Origin of the sequence: Burkholderia sp. HI2500 (assembly GCF_002223055.1) — a bacterium.
Lineage (GTDB): Bacteria > Pseudomonadota > Gammaproteobacteria > Burkholderiales > Burkholderiaceae > Burkholderia.
This window is the reverse complement of the sequence record NZ_NKFL01000003.1, coordinates 1-18,317: the sequence shown is the minus strand read 5'-3', so window position 1 is coordinate 18,317 and position 18,317 is coordinate 1. Positions and strand designations below refer to the sequence as shown.

The 18,317-nt window shown below is 61.4% G+C and carries 10 protein-coding genes, 4 tRNA genes and 1 rRNA gene; all 15 read right to left on the bottom strand.

The features are described 5' to 3' along the window. Positions 1–215: 215 nt before the first annotated feature. Complete coding sequence (recQ, locus tag CFB45_RS01535; protein WP_089424299.1) at positions 216–2,063, bottom strand: DNA helicase RecQ; 1,848 nt, start codon at positions 2,061–2,063, stop codon at positions 216–218. 239 nt (positions 2,064–2,302) lie between these two features. Then, on the bottom strand, positions 2,303–6,547 hold the full coding sequence (gene rpoC / locus CFB45_RS01530) for a DNA-directed RNA polymerase subunit beta' (protein ID WP_046544763.1): 4,245 nt from the start codon (positions 6,545–6,547) through the stop codon (positions 2,303–2,305). A gap of 21 nt (positions 6,548–6,568) precedes the next feature. Next, entirely contained in the window at positions 6,569–10,675 is a 4,107-nt protein-coding gene (gene rpoB, locus CFB45_RS01525; RefSeq protein WP_039339224.1) for a DNA-directed RNA polymerase subunit beta, read from the bottom strand. 377 nt (positions 10,676–11,052) lie between these two features. Then, positions 11,053–11,427 carry a 50S ribosomal protein L7/L12 gene (gene rplL, locus CFB45_RS01520; RefSeq protein WP_021161757.1) on the bottom strand — a complete coding sequence of 125 codons (375 nt, stop codon included), beginning with the start codon at positions 11,425–11,427 and terminating at the stop codon, positions 11,053–11,055. Positions 11,428–11,490: 63 nt separating this feature from the next. Then, a complete protein-coding gene (gene rplJ / locus CFB45_RS01515; RefSeq protein ID WP_038715103.1) occupies positions 11,491–11,988 on the bottom strand; it encodes a 50S ribosomal protein L10 in 498 nt (165 codons plus the stop codon). A 308-nt stretch (positions 11,989–12,296) separates the two neighbouring features. Next, entirely contained in the window at positions 12,297–12,995 is a 699-nt protein-coding gene (gene rplA / locus CFB45_RS01510; RefSeq protein WP_006482906.1) for a 50S ribosomal protein L1, read from the bottom strand. Continuing rightward, complete coding sequence (gene rplK / locus CFB45_RS01505; RefSeq protein WP_006477201.1) at positions 12,996–13,427, bottom strand: 50S ribosomal protein L11; 432 nt, start codon at positions 13,425–13,427, stop codon at positions 12,996–12,998. A gap of 142 nt (positions 13,428–13,569) precedes the next feature. Continuing rightward, the gene (gene nusG / locus CFB45_RS01500; RefSeq protein WP_006400672.1) at positions 13,570–14,127 is read right to left on the bottom strand and encodes a transcription termination/antitermination protein NusG; all 558 of its coding nucleotides are present in this window, start codon (positions 14,125–14,127) and stop codon (positions 13,570–13,572) included. A 1-nt stretch (position 14,128) separates the two neighbouring features. After that, entirely contained in the window at positions 14,129–14,509 is a 381-nt protein-coding gene (secE, locus tag CFB45_RS01495; protein WP_006482892.1) for a preprotein translocase subunit SecE, read from the bottom strand. Positions 14,510–14,552: 43 nt separating this feature from the next. Then, a tRNA-Trp gene (locus CFB45_RS01490) sits at positions 14,553–14,628 on the bottom strand. A gap of 59 nt (positions 14,629–14,687) precedes the next feature. Next, positions 14,688–15,878, bottom strand: coding sequence for an elongation factor Tu (gene tuf, locus CFB45_RS01485; RefSeq protein ID WP_011350666.1), 1,191 nt, complete (start codon positions 15,876–15,878; stop codon positions 14,688–14,690). 66 nt (positions 15,879–15,944) lie between these two features. Continuing rightward, positions 15,945–16,019: transfer RNA gene (locus tag CFB45_RS01480), tRNA-Thr, on the bottom strand. A gap of 24 nt (positions 16,020–16,043) precedes the next feature. Further along, positions 16,044–16,117 (bottom strand) — tRNA-Gly (locus CFB45_RS01475). A gap of 44 nt (positions 16,118–16,161) precedes the next feature. Continuing rightward, positions 16,162–16,247 (bottom strand) — tRNA-Tyr (locus CFB45_RS01470). A gap of 1,953 nt (positions 16,248–18,200) precedes the next feature. Next, positions 18,201–18,313 (bottom strand): 5S ribosomal RNA (gene rrf / locus CFB45_RS01465). Between the last annotated feature and the right edge of the window lie 4 nt (positions 18,314–18,317).

Genomic DNA, 18,317 nt, shown 5'->3' with positions numbered 1-18,317 from the left:
AAATTGAACAAAATCTGCGCATCGATTTCGGGCAAAGCGAGAATCGGCGCACAGTTGACTTCCGAACCGGCGAAACGGGTGCGAACCTTGGAACGCGACTCGGCCCACCGAATACCGGAACCCAGCATGATATTCCGGAAATGCCAACTAAGTCAACGGCTTGCGTGATTCACCCGCCGGACGCGTGGTTTACCGGAGGGGTCGGAACAGCTGTGTCAAGCCGACTCGACGACGTCGATGATCTCGTCGCCGAAGCGTTCGAGCTTGCGCACGCCCATGCCGGGGATATGGCGCAGGTCGTCGATCGTCTCCGGCGCGTTGCGCGCGATCTCGGCGAGCGTTGCGTCGTGGAAGATCACGTAGGCCGGCACGCCGTCCGTTTTCGCCGTTTCCGCACGCCACGCGCGCAGCGCATCCCACCGTGCGCGCTCACGCGTGCCCATGCCGGCCGTCGGATCGACGCGCGTACCGCTGCGGCTCGACGACTGGCGCGTGCGCTGCGGCTTCACGTAGCGGCGCAGCGTGACCTTCTCCTCGTTCTTCAGCACGGGCTTCGCGGCCTCGGTCAGCACGAGCGCGCCGAAGCCGCCATGATCGACGGCCAGGTAGCCGTACGCGACGAGCTGCCGGAAAATCGCCCGCCATTCGGGCTCCGACAGCGATGCGCCGATTCCGAACGTCGTGAGCTGGTCGTGGCCGCGCTGCAACACCTTTTCGGTGCGCCCGCCGCGCAGGATCTCGATCAGGTGGCTCGAGCCGAAATTGAAGCCGCTCGCGCGCTGCGCGCGGAACACGCACGACAGCGCCATCTGCGCCTCACGCGTGGCGTCCCACGAAGCCGGCGGCTCGAGGCACGTGTCGCAGTTGCCGCACGGCTTGCTCTCCTCGCCGAAGTAGTTCAGCAGCCGCACGCGACGGCACGAGATCGTCTCGCACAGCCCGAGCAGCGCGTCGAGCTTCGACGTCTGGACGCGCTTGTGCGCGTCGTCCGCATCGGACTCGTCGATCATCTTGCGCTGCTGGACGACGTCGCCGAGGCCGTACGCCATCCACGCATTCGCGGGCATCCCGTCGCGGCCGGCGCGGCCCGTCTCCTGGTAGTAGCCTTCGACGCTCTTCGGCAGATCCAGGTGCGCGACGAAGCGCACGTCCGGCTTGTCGATGCCCATGCCGAACGCGATCGTCGCGCACATCACGATACCTTCCTCGCGCTGGAACATTTCCTGATGCTTCTGCCGCACCTCGAACTCCATCCCCGCGTGATACGGCAGCGCACGCACGCCCTGCGCCTTCAGCCATTCGGCCGTTTCCTCGACCTTGCGGCGCGACAGGCAATAGACAACGCCTGCATCGGTCGTACCATCGGCATTCGTGTGCTCGGCACGAATGAAATCGAGCAGTTGCGAACGCGCGTTGTCCTTTTCGACGATCCGGTAGCGGATGTTCGGGCGGTCGAAGCTCGACACGAACACGCGCGCATCGTCGAGCGCGAGACGGTGGATGATCTCATCGCGCGTGATCGCATCGGCCGTGGCGGTCAGCGCGATGCGCGGCACCGACGGGAAGCGCTCATGCAGCACCGACAGCTGGATGTATTCCGGGCGGAAATCGTGCCCCCATTGCGACACGCAGTGTGCTTCGTCGATCGCGAACAGGCCGATCTTCGCGCGCTCGAGCAGGTCGAGGAAGCGCCCCGTCATCAGCCGTTCCGGCGCGACGTACAGCAGGTCGATTTCGCCCTCGCGCAGCGCGCGCTCGGTCGCCGCAGCCTCGGCGCCCGACAGCGTCGAATTCAGGTACGCGGCGCGCACCCCCACTTCGCTCAGCGCGGCGACCTGGTCCTGCATCAGCGCGATCAACGGCGACACGACGATGCCGGCGCCCTGCCCGGCCTCGCGGCGCAGCAATGCGGGAATCTGATAGCACAGCGACTTGCCGCCGCCGGTTGGCATCAGCACGAGGCAATCGCCGCCGCCGGCGACGTGCTCGACGATCTCGCCCTGCTGGCCGCGAAATGCGGGGTAACCAAATACTTCGTCGAGGATTTCGAGGGCGCGGGACATGAATGAGGACAGGGACGGCTAAACGATGACCGCAATTTTAACAACCCGCTCGCGCGACGCGTGGCGAATCGTGCGGTTTGGCCGATCGGCCAGGGTTCGTTCGTGCGCATGACGGGCCTGCGGCGGCCGCGCGGCAGGCCCGTCATGCGCATGAACGACAGACGAAAAAAAACCGCCCGGCATAACCGGGCGGTCTCGGTGACAGCAAGGTAAGGCAAGGCGGCTCGCGCCGCCCCCGCTTACTCGGCTGCCGGGTGTTGCTGCGGCTCTTCTGCCGGCGCGCTCGGCGTGCCGAAGTCGAATGCCTCTTCCGCTGCGATCTGGTCGAAACGCTCGCGATCCGACGATTCCTTCGCCTTGCGTGCCTTGTGGAACGCGAGACCCGTACCGGCCGGAATCAGACGGCCGACGATCACGTTTTCCTTCAGGCCACGCAGATCGTCGCGCTTGCCCATGATCGCCGCTTCGGTCAGCACGCGGGTCGTTTCCTGGAACGATGCCGCGGAGATGAACGAGTCGGTCGACAGCGATGCCTTCGTGATACCGAGCAGCACGTTGTCGTACGAAGCCGGACGCTTGTCCTCGGCGATCATGCGATCGTTCTCGTCCAGCATGTCGGAACGCTCGACCTGTTCGCCCGGGATGAAGCGCGTATCACCGTTGTCGGTGATCTGCACACGACGCAGCATCTGGCGAACGATCACCTCGATGTGCTTGTCGTTGATCTTCACGCCCTGCAGACGATACACGTCCTGCACTTCGTCGACGATGTAGCGCGACAGCGCCTCGATACCCTGCAGACGCAGGATGTCGTGCGGATCCGCCGGACCGTCCACGATCATTTCGCCCTTGTTGACGACCTGGGCATCGTGAACCAGAACCTGCTTTTCCTTCGCGATCAGGAACTCGTGCTGATTGCCCTCGAGGTCCGTGATGACGAGACGCTGCTTGCCCTTCGTGTCCTTACCGAACGACGTCGTACCGGTGACTTCCGCGAGAATGCCGGCATCCTTCGGCGAACGCGCTTCGAACAGTTCCGCCACCCGCGGCAGACCGCCGGTAATGTCACGCGTCTTCTGCGCTTCCGTCGGGATACGTGCGAGCACTTCACCGACCTGCACCTGCTGGCCATCCTTCACGGTGATCAGTGCGCCGACCTGGAAGCCGATCTGCACTGCGTGCTCCGTGCCCGGAATCTTCACTTCGTCGCCGTTCGCGTCGAGCAGCTTGACCTGCGGACGCACGCTCTTCGAAGCTTGCGAGCCACGACGCTTCACGTCGATCACGACCAGCGTCGACAGGCCGGTCACGTCGTCGATCTGCTTCGCGACGGTCACGCCTTCCTCGACGTTCTCGAACTTCACCGTACCACCGTACTCGGTGATGATCGGACGCGTCAGCGGATCCCACGTGGCGAGCTGCGTGCCTGCCTTGATCGTCGCACCGTCGAGCTGCAGCAGCGTCGCGCCGTACGGCACTTTGTGACGCTCGCGCTCGCGACCGAAATCGTCGGTGATCATCGCTTCGCCCGAACGGGAAATGACGATCTGCTCGCCCTTCGCGTTCGTGACGTAGCGCATCGTCGCCGTGAAGCGCACGATACCGTTGCTCTTCGCTTCGACCGACGAAGCCACTGCCGCACGCGATGCCGCACCACCGATGTGGAACGTACGCATCGTCAGCTGCGTGCCCGGTTCACCGATCGACTGTGCCGCGATCACGCCGACTGCTTCGCCGACGTTCACGAGCGAGCCGCGGCCGAGGTCACGGCCGTAGCAGGCTGCGCACAGGCCGTAACGCGTTTCGCAGGTCAGCGGCGTGCGCACGCGCACTTCGTCGATGCCGAGGCGTTCGATTTCCTCGACCGCCGTTTCGTCGAGCAGCGTGCCCGACTCGTACACCGTTTCCTGCGTTTCCGGGTTCACGACGTCCGCCACCGCAACGCGGCCGAGGATACGGTCACGCAGCGCCTCGACGACTTCACCGCCTTCGACGAGTGCCTTCATCGCCACGCCGTTCGACGTGCCGCAATCGTCTTCCACCACGACCAGATCCTGCGTGACGTCGACGAGACGACGCGTCAGGTAACCCGAGTTCGCGGTCTTCAGTGCCGTATCAGCCAGACCCTTACGTGCACCGTGGGTCGAGATGAAGTACTGCAACACGTTCAGACCTTCGCGGAAGTTCGCGGTAATCGGCGTCTCGATAATCGAGCCGTCCGGCTTCGCCATCAGGCCTCGCATACCGGCCAGCTGACGAATCTGAACCGCCGAACCCCGGGCGCCCGAGTCGGCCATCATGTAGATCGAGTTGAACGATTCCTGGCGCGTTTCCTTGCCGTCGCGGTCCGTCACCGGCTCCGTCGACAGCTGCTCCATCATCGCCTTGCCGACCGCTTCCGACGTTGCCGACCAGATGTCGACCACGTTGTTGTAGCGTTCCTGCGCGGTGACGAGACCCGACATGTACTGGCGGTCGTACTCCTTCACCTTCTTCGCGGCGTCGCCGACGATCGTTTCCTTCTGCGGCGGCACGAGCATGTCGTCCACGCAGATCGAAATACCGGCACGCGTCGCAAGACGGAAGCCCGACTGCATCAGCTGATCGGCAAACACCACCGTCGCGCGCAGACCGCACTTGCGGAACGCCGTGTTGATCAGGCGCGAGATTTCCTTCTTCTTCAGCGGCTTGTTCAGCACCGAGAACGGCAGGCCGTGCGGCAGGATCTCCGACAGGATCGCGCGGCCGACGGTCGTCGCGTACAGCGAGATCTTCGGCACGAACGGCGGTGCGCCTTCCGACGTGTCTTCGTTGTGGACCATTTCGGTGATCCGCACGTTGACGCGCGATGCCAGCTCGACTTCCTTGTTCTCGTACGCGCGGATCACTTCCGACACGCCCGTGAACGACAGGCCTTCGCCCTTGGCGTTAACCGCTTCGCGGGTCGCGTAGTACAGACCCAGCACGATATCCTGCGACGGCACGATCGACGGATCGCCGTTGGCCGGGAACAGCACGTTGTTCGACGCCAGCATCAGCGTACGCGCTTCCATCTGCGCTTCGAGCGACAGCGGCACGTGAACGGCCATCTGGTCACCGTCGAAGTCGGCGTTGAACGCCGCGCAGACGAGCGGGTGCAGCTGAATTGCCTTGCCTTCGATCAGCACCGGCTCGAACGCCTGGATACCGAGACGGTGCAGCGTCGGCGCACGGTTCAGCATCACCGGGTGCTCGCGGATCACCTCTTCGAGGATGTCCCACACCACCGGCGTCTGGTTCTCGACTTCCTTCTTCGCCGCCTTGATGGTCGTCGCGACGCCCATCACTTCCAGCTTGTTGAAGATGAACGGCTTGAACAGCTCGAGCGCCATCAGCTTCGGCAGGCCGCACTGGTGCAGCTTCAGCGTCGGGCCGACCACGATGACCGAACGGCCCGAGTAGTCGACGCGCTTGCCCAGCAGGTTCTGACGGAAACGACCGCCCTTACCCTTGATCATGTCGGCGAGCGACTTCAGCGGACGCTTGTTCGCGCCCGTCATCGCCTTGCCGCGACGACCGTTGTCGAGCAGCGAGTCGACGGCTTCCTGCAGCATCCGCTTTTCGTTGCGGACGATGATTTCAGGTGCCTTCAGCTCGAGCAGACGCTTCAACCGGTTGTTACGGTTGATCACGCGGCGATACAGGTCGTTCAGGTCCGACGTCGCGAAACGGCCGCCGTCCAGCGGCACGAGCGGACGCAGTTCCGGCGGCAGCACCGGCAGCACTTCGAGGATCATCCACTCGGGCTTGATGCCCGAGCGCTGGAATGCCTCGAGGACCTTCAGGCGCTTCGCGTACTTCTTGATCTTCGCTTCCGAGCCGGTGTTCTTCAGCTCGGTGCGCAGCGTCTCGACCTGCTCGTCGATGTTGATCGCGCGCAGCAGTTCACGCACGCCTTCCGCGCCCATTTCGGCACGGAATTCGTCGCCGTATTCCTCGACCTTGTTGTAGTAATCCTCTTCGGTCATGATCTGCCGCGCCTTCAGCGGCGTCATGCCCGGTTCGATCACCACATAGGCTTCGAAGTACAGCACGCGTTCGATGTCGCGCAGCGTCATGTCGAGCACCATGCCCAGACGCGACGGCAGCGACTTCAGGAACCAGATGTGAGCGACCGGCGAGGCCAGCTCGATGTGGCCCATCCGTTCACGACGCACCTTCGCCAGCGTCACTTCGACGCCGCACTTCTCGCAGATCACGCCGCGGTGCTTCAGACGCTTGTACTTGCCGCACAGGCACTCGTAGTCCTTGATCGGCCCGAAGATCTTCGCGCAGAAGAGACCATCGCGTTCCGGCTTGAACGTACGGTAGTTGATGGTCTCCGGCTTCTTCACTTCGCCGAACGACCACGAACGGATCTTGTCCGGCGAGGCCAGACCGATCTTGATCGCGTCGAAAACTTCTTCCTGTTGGACTTGCTTGAATAGATCGAGCAGAGCTTTCATTGCTTTCTCTCCGTAGTCCGATTAATTGCGGTCGAGATCGATATCGATACCGAGCGAGCGGATTTCCTTCACGAGCACGTTGAAGGATTCCGGCATGCCTGCATCGATCACGTGATCGCCCTTGACGAGGTTTTCGTACACCTTCGTCCGGCCGGTCACGTCGTCCGACTTCACCGTCAGCATTTCCTGCAGCACGTAGGACGCGCCGTACGCTTCGAGTGCCCACACTTCCATTTCACCGAAACGCTGGCCACCGAACTGCGCCTTACCACCCAGCGGCTGCTGCGTGACGAGCGAGTACGGGCCGGTCGAACGCGCGTGCATCTTGTCGTCGACCAAGTGGTGCAGCTTCAGGTAGTGCATGTAGCCGAGCGTCACGCGACGTTCGAACATTTCACCCGTGCGGCCGTCGTACAGACGGACCTGGTTCTTCGACGGGTTCATGCCGAGCTGTTCAGCGATGTCGTCCGGGAACGCGAGGTCGAGCATCTTGCCCATTTCTTCCTCGGTCGCACCGTCGAACACCGGCGTTGCGAACGGCACGCCTTCGCGCAGGTTCTTCGCGAGTTCGAGGATCTCTTCGTCGGTGAAGCTTTCCAGGTCTTCCTGGCGGCCCGAGTCGTTGTAGATCTTCGTCAGGAACACGCGCAGTTCCTCGATCTTCGCCTGACGCTGCAGCATTTCGCCGATACGCCAGCCGAGGCCCTTCGCGGCCCAGCCGAGGTGCACTTCCAGAACCTGACCCACGTTCATCCGCGACGGAACGCCCAGCGGGTTCAGCACGACGTCTGCCGGACGGCCATCGGCCATGTACGGCATGTCTTCGATCGGGACGATCTTCGACACGACACCCTTGTTACCGTGACGGCCTGCCATCTTGTCGCCAGGCTGCAGGCGACGCTTGACCGCGAGGTACACCTTGACCATCTTCAGCACGCCCGGCGGCAGTTCGTCGCCCTGCGTGAGCTTCTTGCGCTTCTCTTCGAACGCGAGGTCGAACTGGTGACGCTTTTCTTCGATCGAGTTCTTGATCGCTTCGAGCTGCGCCGCTGCTTCGTCGTCCGCGAGGCGGATGTCGAACCAGTGGTAGTGGTCGAGGTCTTCCAGGTAAGCCTGGTCGATCTTCGTGCCCTTCGCGAGCTTCTTCGGACCGCCGTTCGCGACCTTGCCCACCAGCATGCGTGCGAGACGCTGGAACGCGTCGCCTTCCACGATGCGCAGCTGGTCGTTCAGGTCGAGACGGTAACGCTTCAGTTCGTCGTCGATGATCTGTTGCGCACGCTTGTCGCGCTGGATGCCTTCACGCGTGAACACCTGGACGTCGATCACGGTGCCGCTCATGCCCGACGGCACGCGCAGCGACGTGTCCTTCACGTCCGAGGCCTTCTCGCCGAAGATCGCGCGCAGCAGCTTCTCTTCCGGCGTCAGCTGGGTCTCGCCCTTCGGCGTGACCTTGCCGACCAGCACGTCGCCTGCTTCGACTTCAGCACCGATGTACACGATGCCCGATTCGTCGAGACGGCCGAGCTGGACTTCCGCCAGGTTCGAGATGTCGCGCGTGATTTCTTCCGGCCCGAGCTTCGTGTCGCGTGCAACGACGTTCAGCTCTTCGATGTGGATCGACGTGTAGCGATCGTCGGCCACGACCTTCTCCGAGATCAGGATCGAATCCTCGAAGTTGTAGCCGTTCCACGGCATGAACGCGATCAGCATGTTCTGGCCGAGCGCGAGCTCACCCAGGTCCGTCGAGGCGCCGTCGGCCAGCACGTCGCCGCGCGAGACCTTGTCGCCCATCTTCACGATCGGACGCTGGTTGATGTTCGTGTTCTGGTTCGAACGCGTGTACTTGATCAGGTTGTAGATGTCGACACCGACTTCACCTGCGACTGCTTCGTCGTCGTTCACGCGAATCACGATACGGCCTGCGTCGACATAGTCGACGACGCCGCCGCGGAACGCCTGAACCGTCGTACCCGAGTCGACCGCACAGGTGCGCTCGATGCCCGTACCGACGACCGGCTTTTCCGGACGCAGACACGGCACGGCCTGACGCTGCATGTTCGAACCCATCAGCGCACGGTTCGCGTCATCGTGCTCGAGGAACGGAATCAGCGAGGCTGCGACCGACACGATCTGCGACGGCGCGACGTCCATGTACTGGATACGGTCCGGCGTGACCATCATCGTTTCGCCGGCTTCACGCGACGACACGAGTTCGTCGATCAGCTGGCCGTTCTCGTCGATCGCGGCGTTTGCCTGCGCGATCATGTAGCGGCCTTCTTCGATCGCCGACAGGTAGTCGATCTGGTCGGTCACCTTGCTGTCCACGACCTTGCGGTACGGCGTCTCGAGGAAGCCATACTCGTTCAGGTGCGCATACAGTGCGAGCGAGTTGATCAGGCCGATGTTCGGACCTTCCGGCGTTTCGATCGGGCACACGCGGCCATAGTGGGTCGGGTGCACGTCGCGGACTTCAAAGCCTGCGCGTTCGCGCGTCAGACCGCCCGGGCCCAGTGCGGAAACACGACGCTTGTGCGTGATTTCCGACAGCGGGTTGGTCTGGTCCATGAACTGCGACAGCTGCGACGAACCGAAGAACTCGCGGATCGCCGACGAAATCGGCTTCGAGTTGATCAGGTCGTGCGGCATCAGGTTTTCGCTTTCGGCCTGGCCGAGGCGTTCCTTGACCGCGCGCTCGACACGCACGAGACCTGCGCGGAACTGGTTTTCCGCCAGTTCGCCGACGCAACGCACACGACGGTTGCCGAGGTGGTCGATGTCGTCCACTTCGCCCTTGCCGTTGCGCAGCTCGACGAGGATCTTGATCGTCGCGAGGATGTCGTCGTCCTGCAGCGTCATCGGGCCGGTGATCTCGTCACGGCTGACGCGGCGGTTGAACTTCATACGGCCGACCTTCGACAGGTCGTACGCTTCTTCGCTGTAGAACAGACGGTTGAACAGTGCCTCGACCGCTTCTTCGGTCGGCGGCTCGCCCGGACGCATCATGCGGTAGATCGCGATGCGCGCGGCCGTCTTGTCGGTCGTTTCGTCGACACGCAGCGTCGACGAGATGTACGGGCCCTGGTCCAGGTCGTTCGTGTAGAGCGTCTGGATGTCCTTGATGCCCGCTTCGCGCAGCTTCTCGAGCACGCTTTCCGTGACTTCGTCGTTCGCGCTCGCGATCACTTCGCCGGTGTCGCCGTCGACGACGTTCTTCGCCAGCACGCGGCCGAGCAGATAGTCTTCCGGCACCGAGATGAACTTGGTCTTCGCGGCTTCGAGGTCGCGAATGTGCTTCGCGTTGATCCGCTTGTCCTTCTGGACGATGACCTTGCCATCACGATCCGTGATGTCGAAGCGCGCGACTTCACCACGCAGGCGCTCGGGCACGAACTCGAGTTGCGCGCCTTCGTCCATCAGCGTGAAGTTGTCGAATACGAAGAAGTTCGCGAGGATCTGTTCCGGCGTGAGGCCGATGGCCTTCAGCAGGATCGTGACCGGCATCTTGCGGCGACGGTCGACGCGGAAGTACAGGATGTCCTTCGGATCGAATTCGAAGTCGAGCCACGAGCCGCGGTACGGAATGATCCGTGCCGAGAACAGCAGCTTGCCCGAGCTGTGCGTCTTGCCCTTGTCGTGTTCGAAGAACACGCCCGGCGAACGGTGCAGCTGCGAGACGATGACACGCTCGGTGCCGTTGATGACGAACGAGCCCGTCGGCGTCATGAGCGGAATTTCGCCCATGTACACTTCCTGCTCTTTCACTTCCTTGACGACCGGCTTGTTCGGCGATTCCTTGTCGAGGATGACAAGGCGGACCTTCGCGCGCAGCGCGGAGCAGTACGTCAGGCCGCGCTGCTGGCATTCCTTGATGTTGAATGCCGGCGCGGACAACGCATAGCTCACGAACTCGAGACGTGCGAAACCGTTGTGCGAAACAATGGGAAATACCGATGTGAACGCGGCCTGCAAACCTTCAGGCTTGCGTTGCGTGGCCGGCACATCGGCTTGCAGAAACGTGCTGAATGATTCAAGCTGGGTAGCCAGCAAGAAAGGAACTTGGTGAACGATGGGGCGCTTCGCGAAACTCTTGCGAATGCGCTTCTTCTCGGTGAAGGAATATTGCATACGATCTCCGAATCACGGCGGGTGCTATCGAGGCGGAATACCTGGACGTTTCAAACCCGAGTGTTCACCGACTGAGACCCGATGGCCGTCCGACGGCTTGAACGAGCCGAGAAGCTTGGTGGTTGGCCGCTACCAACCGCTGGCTGACGGCAGCGGATGCCTGTGTTGCCCGCTACCCGACCAAACTTGCCTTCTGCAGTCGCTTCAGAAGACAAAGAGAACCGCCATTCGTGACCAATGACAACGATCAGGCGGTTTTCTTTGGCTTCTGGGGCCGATTATTCGGGCTCCCGAATGAGTGCCAGAATAACGTCCCCACAAAGCACAAAAAGGCCGGCGGTGAAAATACCGCCAGCCTTCGCACAGCGCGCCGAAACTTACTTGACTTCGACCTTCGCGCCTGCTTCTTCCAGCTTCTTCTTGGCTTCTTCAGCAGCAGCCTTGTCGACGCCTTCCTTGACAGCCTTCGGTGCGCCGTCAACGACGTCCTTCGCTTCCTTCAGGCCCAGGCCCGTCAGTTCGCGAACTGCCTTGATGACTGCAACCTTGTTGCTGCCTGCTTCAGCCAGAACGACCGTGAATTCGGTCTTCTCTTCTGCTGCAGCAGCTGCGCCGCCGCCTGCCGGGCCAGCGACTGCCACTGCAGCTGCCGACACGCCAAACTTCTCTTCGAATGCCTTGACCAGTTCGTTCAGTTCCAGAACGGTCATCCCTTCGACTGCTGCCAGGATGTCTTCTTTTGCGATTGCCATTTGAAATACTCCTAAATTGAATTCGGATACAGCCAGCGATCAATGACGCTGATGCACGTTCGATTACGCAGCTTCCGCTTGCTTCTTCTCGGCCAGCGCGGCCAGAGCGCGCGCGAAGCCGGAAACAGGCGATTGCATAACGAACAGCAGCTTCGAGAGCAGTTCTTCGCGGCTCGGGATGCTTGCCAGCGCTTGCACGCCAGCCTTGTCCATCACCTTGCCATCGAACGAACCAGCCTTGATGACCAACTTGTCATTGCTCTTGCTGAAGTCGTTGACGACCTTAGCAGCAGCAATTGCATCTTCCGAGATGCCGTAGATCAACGGGCCAGTCATCTGCTCTGCCAGCGGAGCAAACGGCGTACCTTCGACGGCGCGACGCGCCAGCGTGTTCTTCAACACGCGCAGGTAAACCTGTTGCTCACGCGCTTTCGCGCGCAGCTTGGTCAGATCGCCAACCGCAATTCCACGATACTCAGCCAGCACAACGGTCTGGGCCTTCGCGACTTGCGCGGCAACCTCAGCGACGACGGCTTGCTTGTCTTCTCTATTAAGCGGCACGGTTAGCCTCCAGAAACGATACGTTCGGCGCGGCCGGCATGGCCGAAACCTCACGTACCTCGTTCAACAACGGCGTCCGACCTCGTTAGGAGTATTTCCACCTCACGCCGGGAATCGCTTCACGGCCTGCGGCTTCACCACTGCAAAACTTTTTCGGGTTCGCCATCTGCGTTGGCTTGAATTAAGGGATCACCTGACTGCTGCGCCCCACCAACGGTCTTTGATAACCGGTCGTTCGCCCTGCTGCACGAACAACCGCCCAAAGCCCATGTAGGCCGCTTCGCGAACGAAGCGGCCCGAATACTTGCTTACTGTGCTGCCAGCGTAGCCTGGTCGACACGCACGCCGACGCCCATCGTGCTCGACAGTGCGATCTTGCGCAGGTAGACGCCCTTGCTCGTTGCCGGCTTGGCCTTCTGCAGCGCTTCGATCAGCGCCGACAGGTTCGAACGCAGTGCGGTCGGCTCGAACGATGCACGGCCGATGGTCGCGTGGATGATACCGGCCTTGTCGACACGGAATTGCACCTGACCAGCCTTCGCGTTCTTGACGGCGGTTGCGACGTCCGGCGTGACCGTACCGACCTTCGGGTTCGGCATCAGGCCGCGCGGGCCCAGGATCTGGCCGAGCGTACCGACGATACGCATCGTGTCCGGCGAAGCGATCACGATGTCGAAGTCCATCTGGCCAGCCTTGATCTGCTCTGCCAGGTCTTCCATACCGACGATTTCCGCGCCTGCTGCACGTGCTTGTTCAGCCTTCTCGCCTTGCGCGAACACAGCAACGCGAACCGACTTGCCCGTACCTGCCGGCAGAACGACCGAACCACGAACGACTTGATCCGACTTCTTCGCATCGATGCCGAGCTGGACTGCGACGTCGATCGACTCGTCGAACTTCGCGCTCGCGCATTCCTTCACGAGGCTCAGTGCGTCTTCGATCGCGTACAGCTTCTGACGATCAACCTTGGCGGCAAATGCCTGACGGCGCTTGGAGATCTTAGCCATTTACACGCCCTCCACAGTGATGCCCATCGAGCGTGCGCTACCAGCGATGGTGCGAACGGCTGCGTCCAGATCAGCTGCCGTAAGATCCGGCATCTTGGTCTTCGCGATTTCTTCGGCTTGAGCGCGCGTGATCGAACCGACCTTGTCGGTGTGCGGCTTGCTCGAGCCCTTGTCCACCTTCGCCGCCTTCTTGATCAGGACGGTCGCCGGCGGCGTCTTCATCACGAACGTGAAGCTCTTGTCAGCGAATGCCGTGATGACCACCGGCACCGGCAGACCCGGCTCCATGCCTTGAGTCTGCGCGTTGAACGCCTTGCAGAACTCCATGATGTTCAGGCCGCGCTGGCCCAGTGCCGGACCGACCGGCGGCGACGGGTTGGCTTTACCTGCAGGGATCTGCAGCTTGATAAAGCCGATAATCTTCTTTGCCATTTGTGAACCTCATTGGAACGCCAGAGAAGGCGTTCGGTGAGTAATAACGCGCTTTCGCCACGGGCTACTGACGCTCCTCAACGGCCATGACGCGGACCGTAAGCGCGAAGGTGGGCAGCCGAGGCTGCCCACCGAATCGGGATCAAACTTTTTCGACCTGACCGAACTCGAGTTCGACCGGAGTGGATCGGCCAAAGATGGTGACCGACACACGCACGCGCGATTTTTCGTAGTTGACTTCTTCGACGGTGCCATTGAAGTCCGTGAACGGGCCTTCCTTGACACGCACCATCTCGCCGACTTCGAACAGGGTCTTCGGGCGCGGCTTCTCAACGCCTTCCTGCATCTGCGACATGATCTTCTCGACTTCCTTCGGGGAAATCGGGGTCGGGCGGTTGCGCGCACCGCCGACGAAACCGGTGACCTTCGCGGTGTTCTTCACGAGGTGCCACGTTTCGTCCGTCATTTCCATCTCAACCAGCACGTAGCCGGGGAAGAAACGACGCTCAGTCACTGCCTTGTGGCCGCCTTTGACTTCGACCACTTCTTCGGTCGGGACCAGGATCTGACCGAATTTGTCCTGCATGCCAGCACGTTCGATGCGCTCCTGAAGCGCACGCTGCACGCTCTTCTCCATACCGGAGTAGGCGTGCACGACGTACCAACGCTTTCCGCTCGGGGATGCCGGAGTATCGCTCATATCATTTCCAACCCAGAATCGCCGAGAAAATCACCCATTCGATCGATTTGTCACTCAACCAGAGGAAAATCGCCATCACGAGCACGAAACCGAACACGACGAGTGTGGTTTGCGTTGCTTCCTTGCGGGTGGGCCAAACGACCTTCCGGACTTCCTTGTACGAATCCTTGGCAAAGGCGATGAGACTCTTGCCAGGTGCGGACATCAGACCGACGGCCACGCCGGCGATGATACCTACCGCCAACGCAGCACCGCGGACATACCACTGCTGATTGGCCAGCCAGAAGAAGCCTACGAATCCGGCCAAGACCAACAATACGCCCAGGGCCAGCATCAGCTTATCGCCGGAGGTATTTACAGTTTCGACGGATGGATTCGCCATAACACCTTAAAACAAATGCCACGTAGGACACGTGGCTATTTTTTGGCAGGGGCAGAGGGAATCGAACCCCCAACCTTCGGTTTTGGAGACCGACGCTCTGCCAGTTGAGCTATACCCCTAAACCATGCTGGGGCTGGCTGTTGCCAGCCCCAAAACTGTCGATCAACGAATAACTGGCTTACTCGATGATCTTGGCGACGACGCCGGCGCCGACCGTACGGCCGCCTTCGCGGATTGCGAAGCGCAGACCTTCTTCCATCGCGATCGGAGCGATCAGCTTCACCGTGATCGACACGTTGTCGCCCGGCATCACCATTTCCTTGTCCTTCGGCAGCTCGATCGAGCCCGTCACGTCCGTCGTACGGAAGTAGAACTGCGGACGGTAGTTGTTGAAGAACGGCGTGTGACGGCCGCCTTCGTCCTTGCTCAGCACGTACACTTCAGCCGTGAAGTGCGTGTGCGGCGTGATCGAACCCGGCTTCGCCAGAACCTGGCCACGCTCCACGTCTTCACGCTTCGTGCCGCGCAGCAGGATACCAACGTTGTCGCCTGCTTGACCTTGGTCCAGCAGCTTGCGGAACATTTCAACGCCCGTGCAGGTCGTCTTCACCGTCGGCTTGATACCGACGATTTCGATTTCTTCGCCGACCTTCACGATGCCGCGCTCAACGCGACCCGTCACAACCGTACCACGGCCCGAGATCGAGAACACGTCTTCCACCGGCATCAGGAACGCGCCGTCAACTGCACGCTCCGGCGTCGGGATGTACGTGTCCAGCGCGTCGGCCAGGCTCATGATCGCCACTTCGCCCAGCTCGCCCGTGTCGCCTTCCAGCGCCAGCTTGGCCGAACCCTTCACGATCGGCGTGTCGTCGCCCGGGAAGTCGTACTTCGACAGGAGTTCGCGAACTTCCATCTCGACCAGCTCGAGCAGTTCAGCGTCGTCCACCATGTCGCACTTGTTCAGAAACACGATGATGTACGGAACGCCAACCTGACGTGCCAGCAGGATGTGCTCACGCGTCTGCGGCATCGGGCCGTCTGCTGCCGAGCAAACCAGGATCGCGCCGTCCATCTGCGCTGCGCCCGTGATCATGTTCTTCACATAGTCAGCGTGGCCCGGGCAGTCGACGTGTGCGTAGTGGCGGTTAGCCGTTTCGTACTCGACGTGTGCCGTGTTGATCGTGATGCCGCGCGCCTTTTCTTCCGGTGCCGCGTCGATCTGGTCGTATGCCTTCGCTTCGCCGCCGAACTTCTTCGTCAGAACCGTCGTGATCGCTGCCGTCAGCGTCGTCTTGCCGTGGTCAACGTGACCAATCGTACCAACGTTCACGTGCGGCTTGGTCCGCTCAAATTTACCCTTGGCCATTTTCGACTCCCAGAAGGAATTTCACAGGTTGCGCCGCGCGCAAACAAGACACTGACTTTTTACTGCTGGTGCCCATGGGCAGGATCGAACTGCCGACCTCTCCCTTACCAAGGGAGTGCTCTACCACTGAGCCACATGGGCGCTTTACGCTTCAACTTCGCGGTCTGGAGCGGGTGAAGGGAATCGAACCCTCGTCGTAAGCTTGGAAGGCTTCTGCTCTACCATTGAGCTACACCCGCACGGGCCACAAACGATTCCTTACCGCTCACTGCGCTGATAATCTTGGTGGAGGAGGTTGGATTCGAACCAACGTAGGCGTAAGCCAACAGATTTACAGTCTGCCCCCTTTAGCCACTCGGGCACCCCTCCGTAGAGAACTGACGATTATGGGGGTGCATCGCACTTCTGTCAAGCGGATCCGGAAGATTATTTTCACTTCCTTCCCGACACCTGCTTGACCACCGATCTCCCGCCCTTGCCCGGCTAAGGCAAGCATGGGTGCTGCTGATCAGTGCCACATCTTCGTCAGACTCCGCCCTCAACGTCGATCTGCATCTACGCTGAAAACGAAAGACCGCCATCATACGACCTCTTCCGCACTCTGCCAAGCGGGTAAACGAAAAATTTCCGCAAATTTCGTGCCGAGTGGACCCACCGATCCGCCCCCGATACTTTGGGGGATATTGCTTCCAATCTCACCGGCTGCCTGATCGGACCTGCGGGCGATATACGTGACGAGGCTTTCGGGCGTTTTCCAGCAACTGCATAGGATCCTGTGGCCACGGCTACCGACAGGAAGCGGTGCGCGCGACACCGACCCTAGCCGACTTCAGCCACAGCCGCGATACCATCGCAGACCAACTGCCCGCCTCCGGTTCTGATCCTCATGCACCTGCTTGCCCGTGCGATGACCTGCATGGCTTTGACCGCGCATGCCGCCGGTCCGTCAGATGCCTGGTGTCGCTCGAGCACGATCACCAGGATCCGCCAGCAGGCACTGCCGACAGCCACGCCCTAGGACGCAGCGCGGCAGCTTCATTGCTCTCCGCATATGACCGACTGAAACCCGCGCTCGATGCCGGGCGCCTCGGTTCGGAACACGTCGGTTTCGTTGCCCCCCGCTTAGCGAAGATGCAATCGCCTATGCGTGGCTGCTCAACGATGCGTCCACGTACCTCGTCGGCGCTGGCGATAGTGTGCTAGAAGGTGAGTCCGGCGGCCCAGCCCGCATCGACGCATTGCAGCCACTACTCGGCGATGATATGCGGCGCCGCCTGGGCCTGCCCCGCAGGCTTGTCGACGCGATCTCGGCGAACATTCTGCAATATGCCGCCCACTGCCTTTCACCATCACGCAAGCCGGCCAACGTCAACATCTGGACGGCCTACCGCAGCGAATCCACGGCATACGCAAGACATCCCGCATGCCCGTACGATGCCCGCCTCGTGCAGCTGAACGCTAGTACCTGCACAGGATTCGACGCCGGCGCGTTCTCCGCTCCGCATCCATCCGACGACGACGGAAAGCTGGCGTGCGACATCCAGTCTTCGACATCGACTGCTCGCTGCCCGGCGTTGGTCGTGCTAACCCGAAATCAACGCAGGAACACGGCCCACCGGTTCGCGCTAGCAGCGCCCCTGTCCATCCGGTGGGTTACACGCACCCGTTCCTTTGCTCAAGCCGACTTGAGCGAAGATGCAACGAATTGAGTCACAAACCACCCTGGATGGCTACACAATGCGATTCACGGCACGATTCGACTTCGTACGCTCGATGGGCATCAGCCACTCAGCGCGCGCAGCGAGAACGCGCCAAACGTCCATAGCGGCGACCCGTTGCCCGGTATGCTTGACGGCTCGTGTGGTGACGGAGGCCGTGAAACATGCTCGGTAGGCACGAAATTGCATTAGTGATTTTTGGCCGAGGATGAGCTCGATACGCCGATGAGCGACGCCCGAGAATCGGCAATCGAGGAGTTGGCAATGCCCCACCGGGCCGCAGCCCGGCGACGCTCAAATCTGCCCCGAGCGGTAGTCAGATACGCGAAATGGAGTCGCTACTCGACCTGGCCGCCGTCCTCGTGAACAGAGGGAAGATGGATGTTTGAATTTGGGTTTCAGCCAACGCCAGCTACCAGTGCGGAACCAGCTCGATCCGTTTGATCAGTAGCGCAACGCTGCGAGTTCTCGAGAACGGCAGGTGGCTGAATCGATGTATTCGGCGCCTGGATATGGCCAGGCCGTCCACTCCGCGTGCCCATGCATTTCCGCCGCTCAAATGCAAAAACCCCCGCCTTTCGGGCGGGGGTTCTTGGCTTAGGGAGCCTGACGATTACCTACTTTCACACGGGAATCCGCACTATCATCGGCGTAGAGTCGTTTCACGGTCCTGTTCGGGATGGGAAGGGGTGGGACCGACTCGCTATGGTCATCAGGCAAA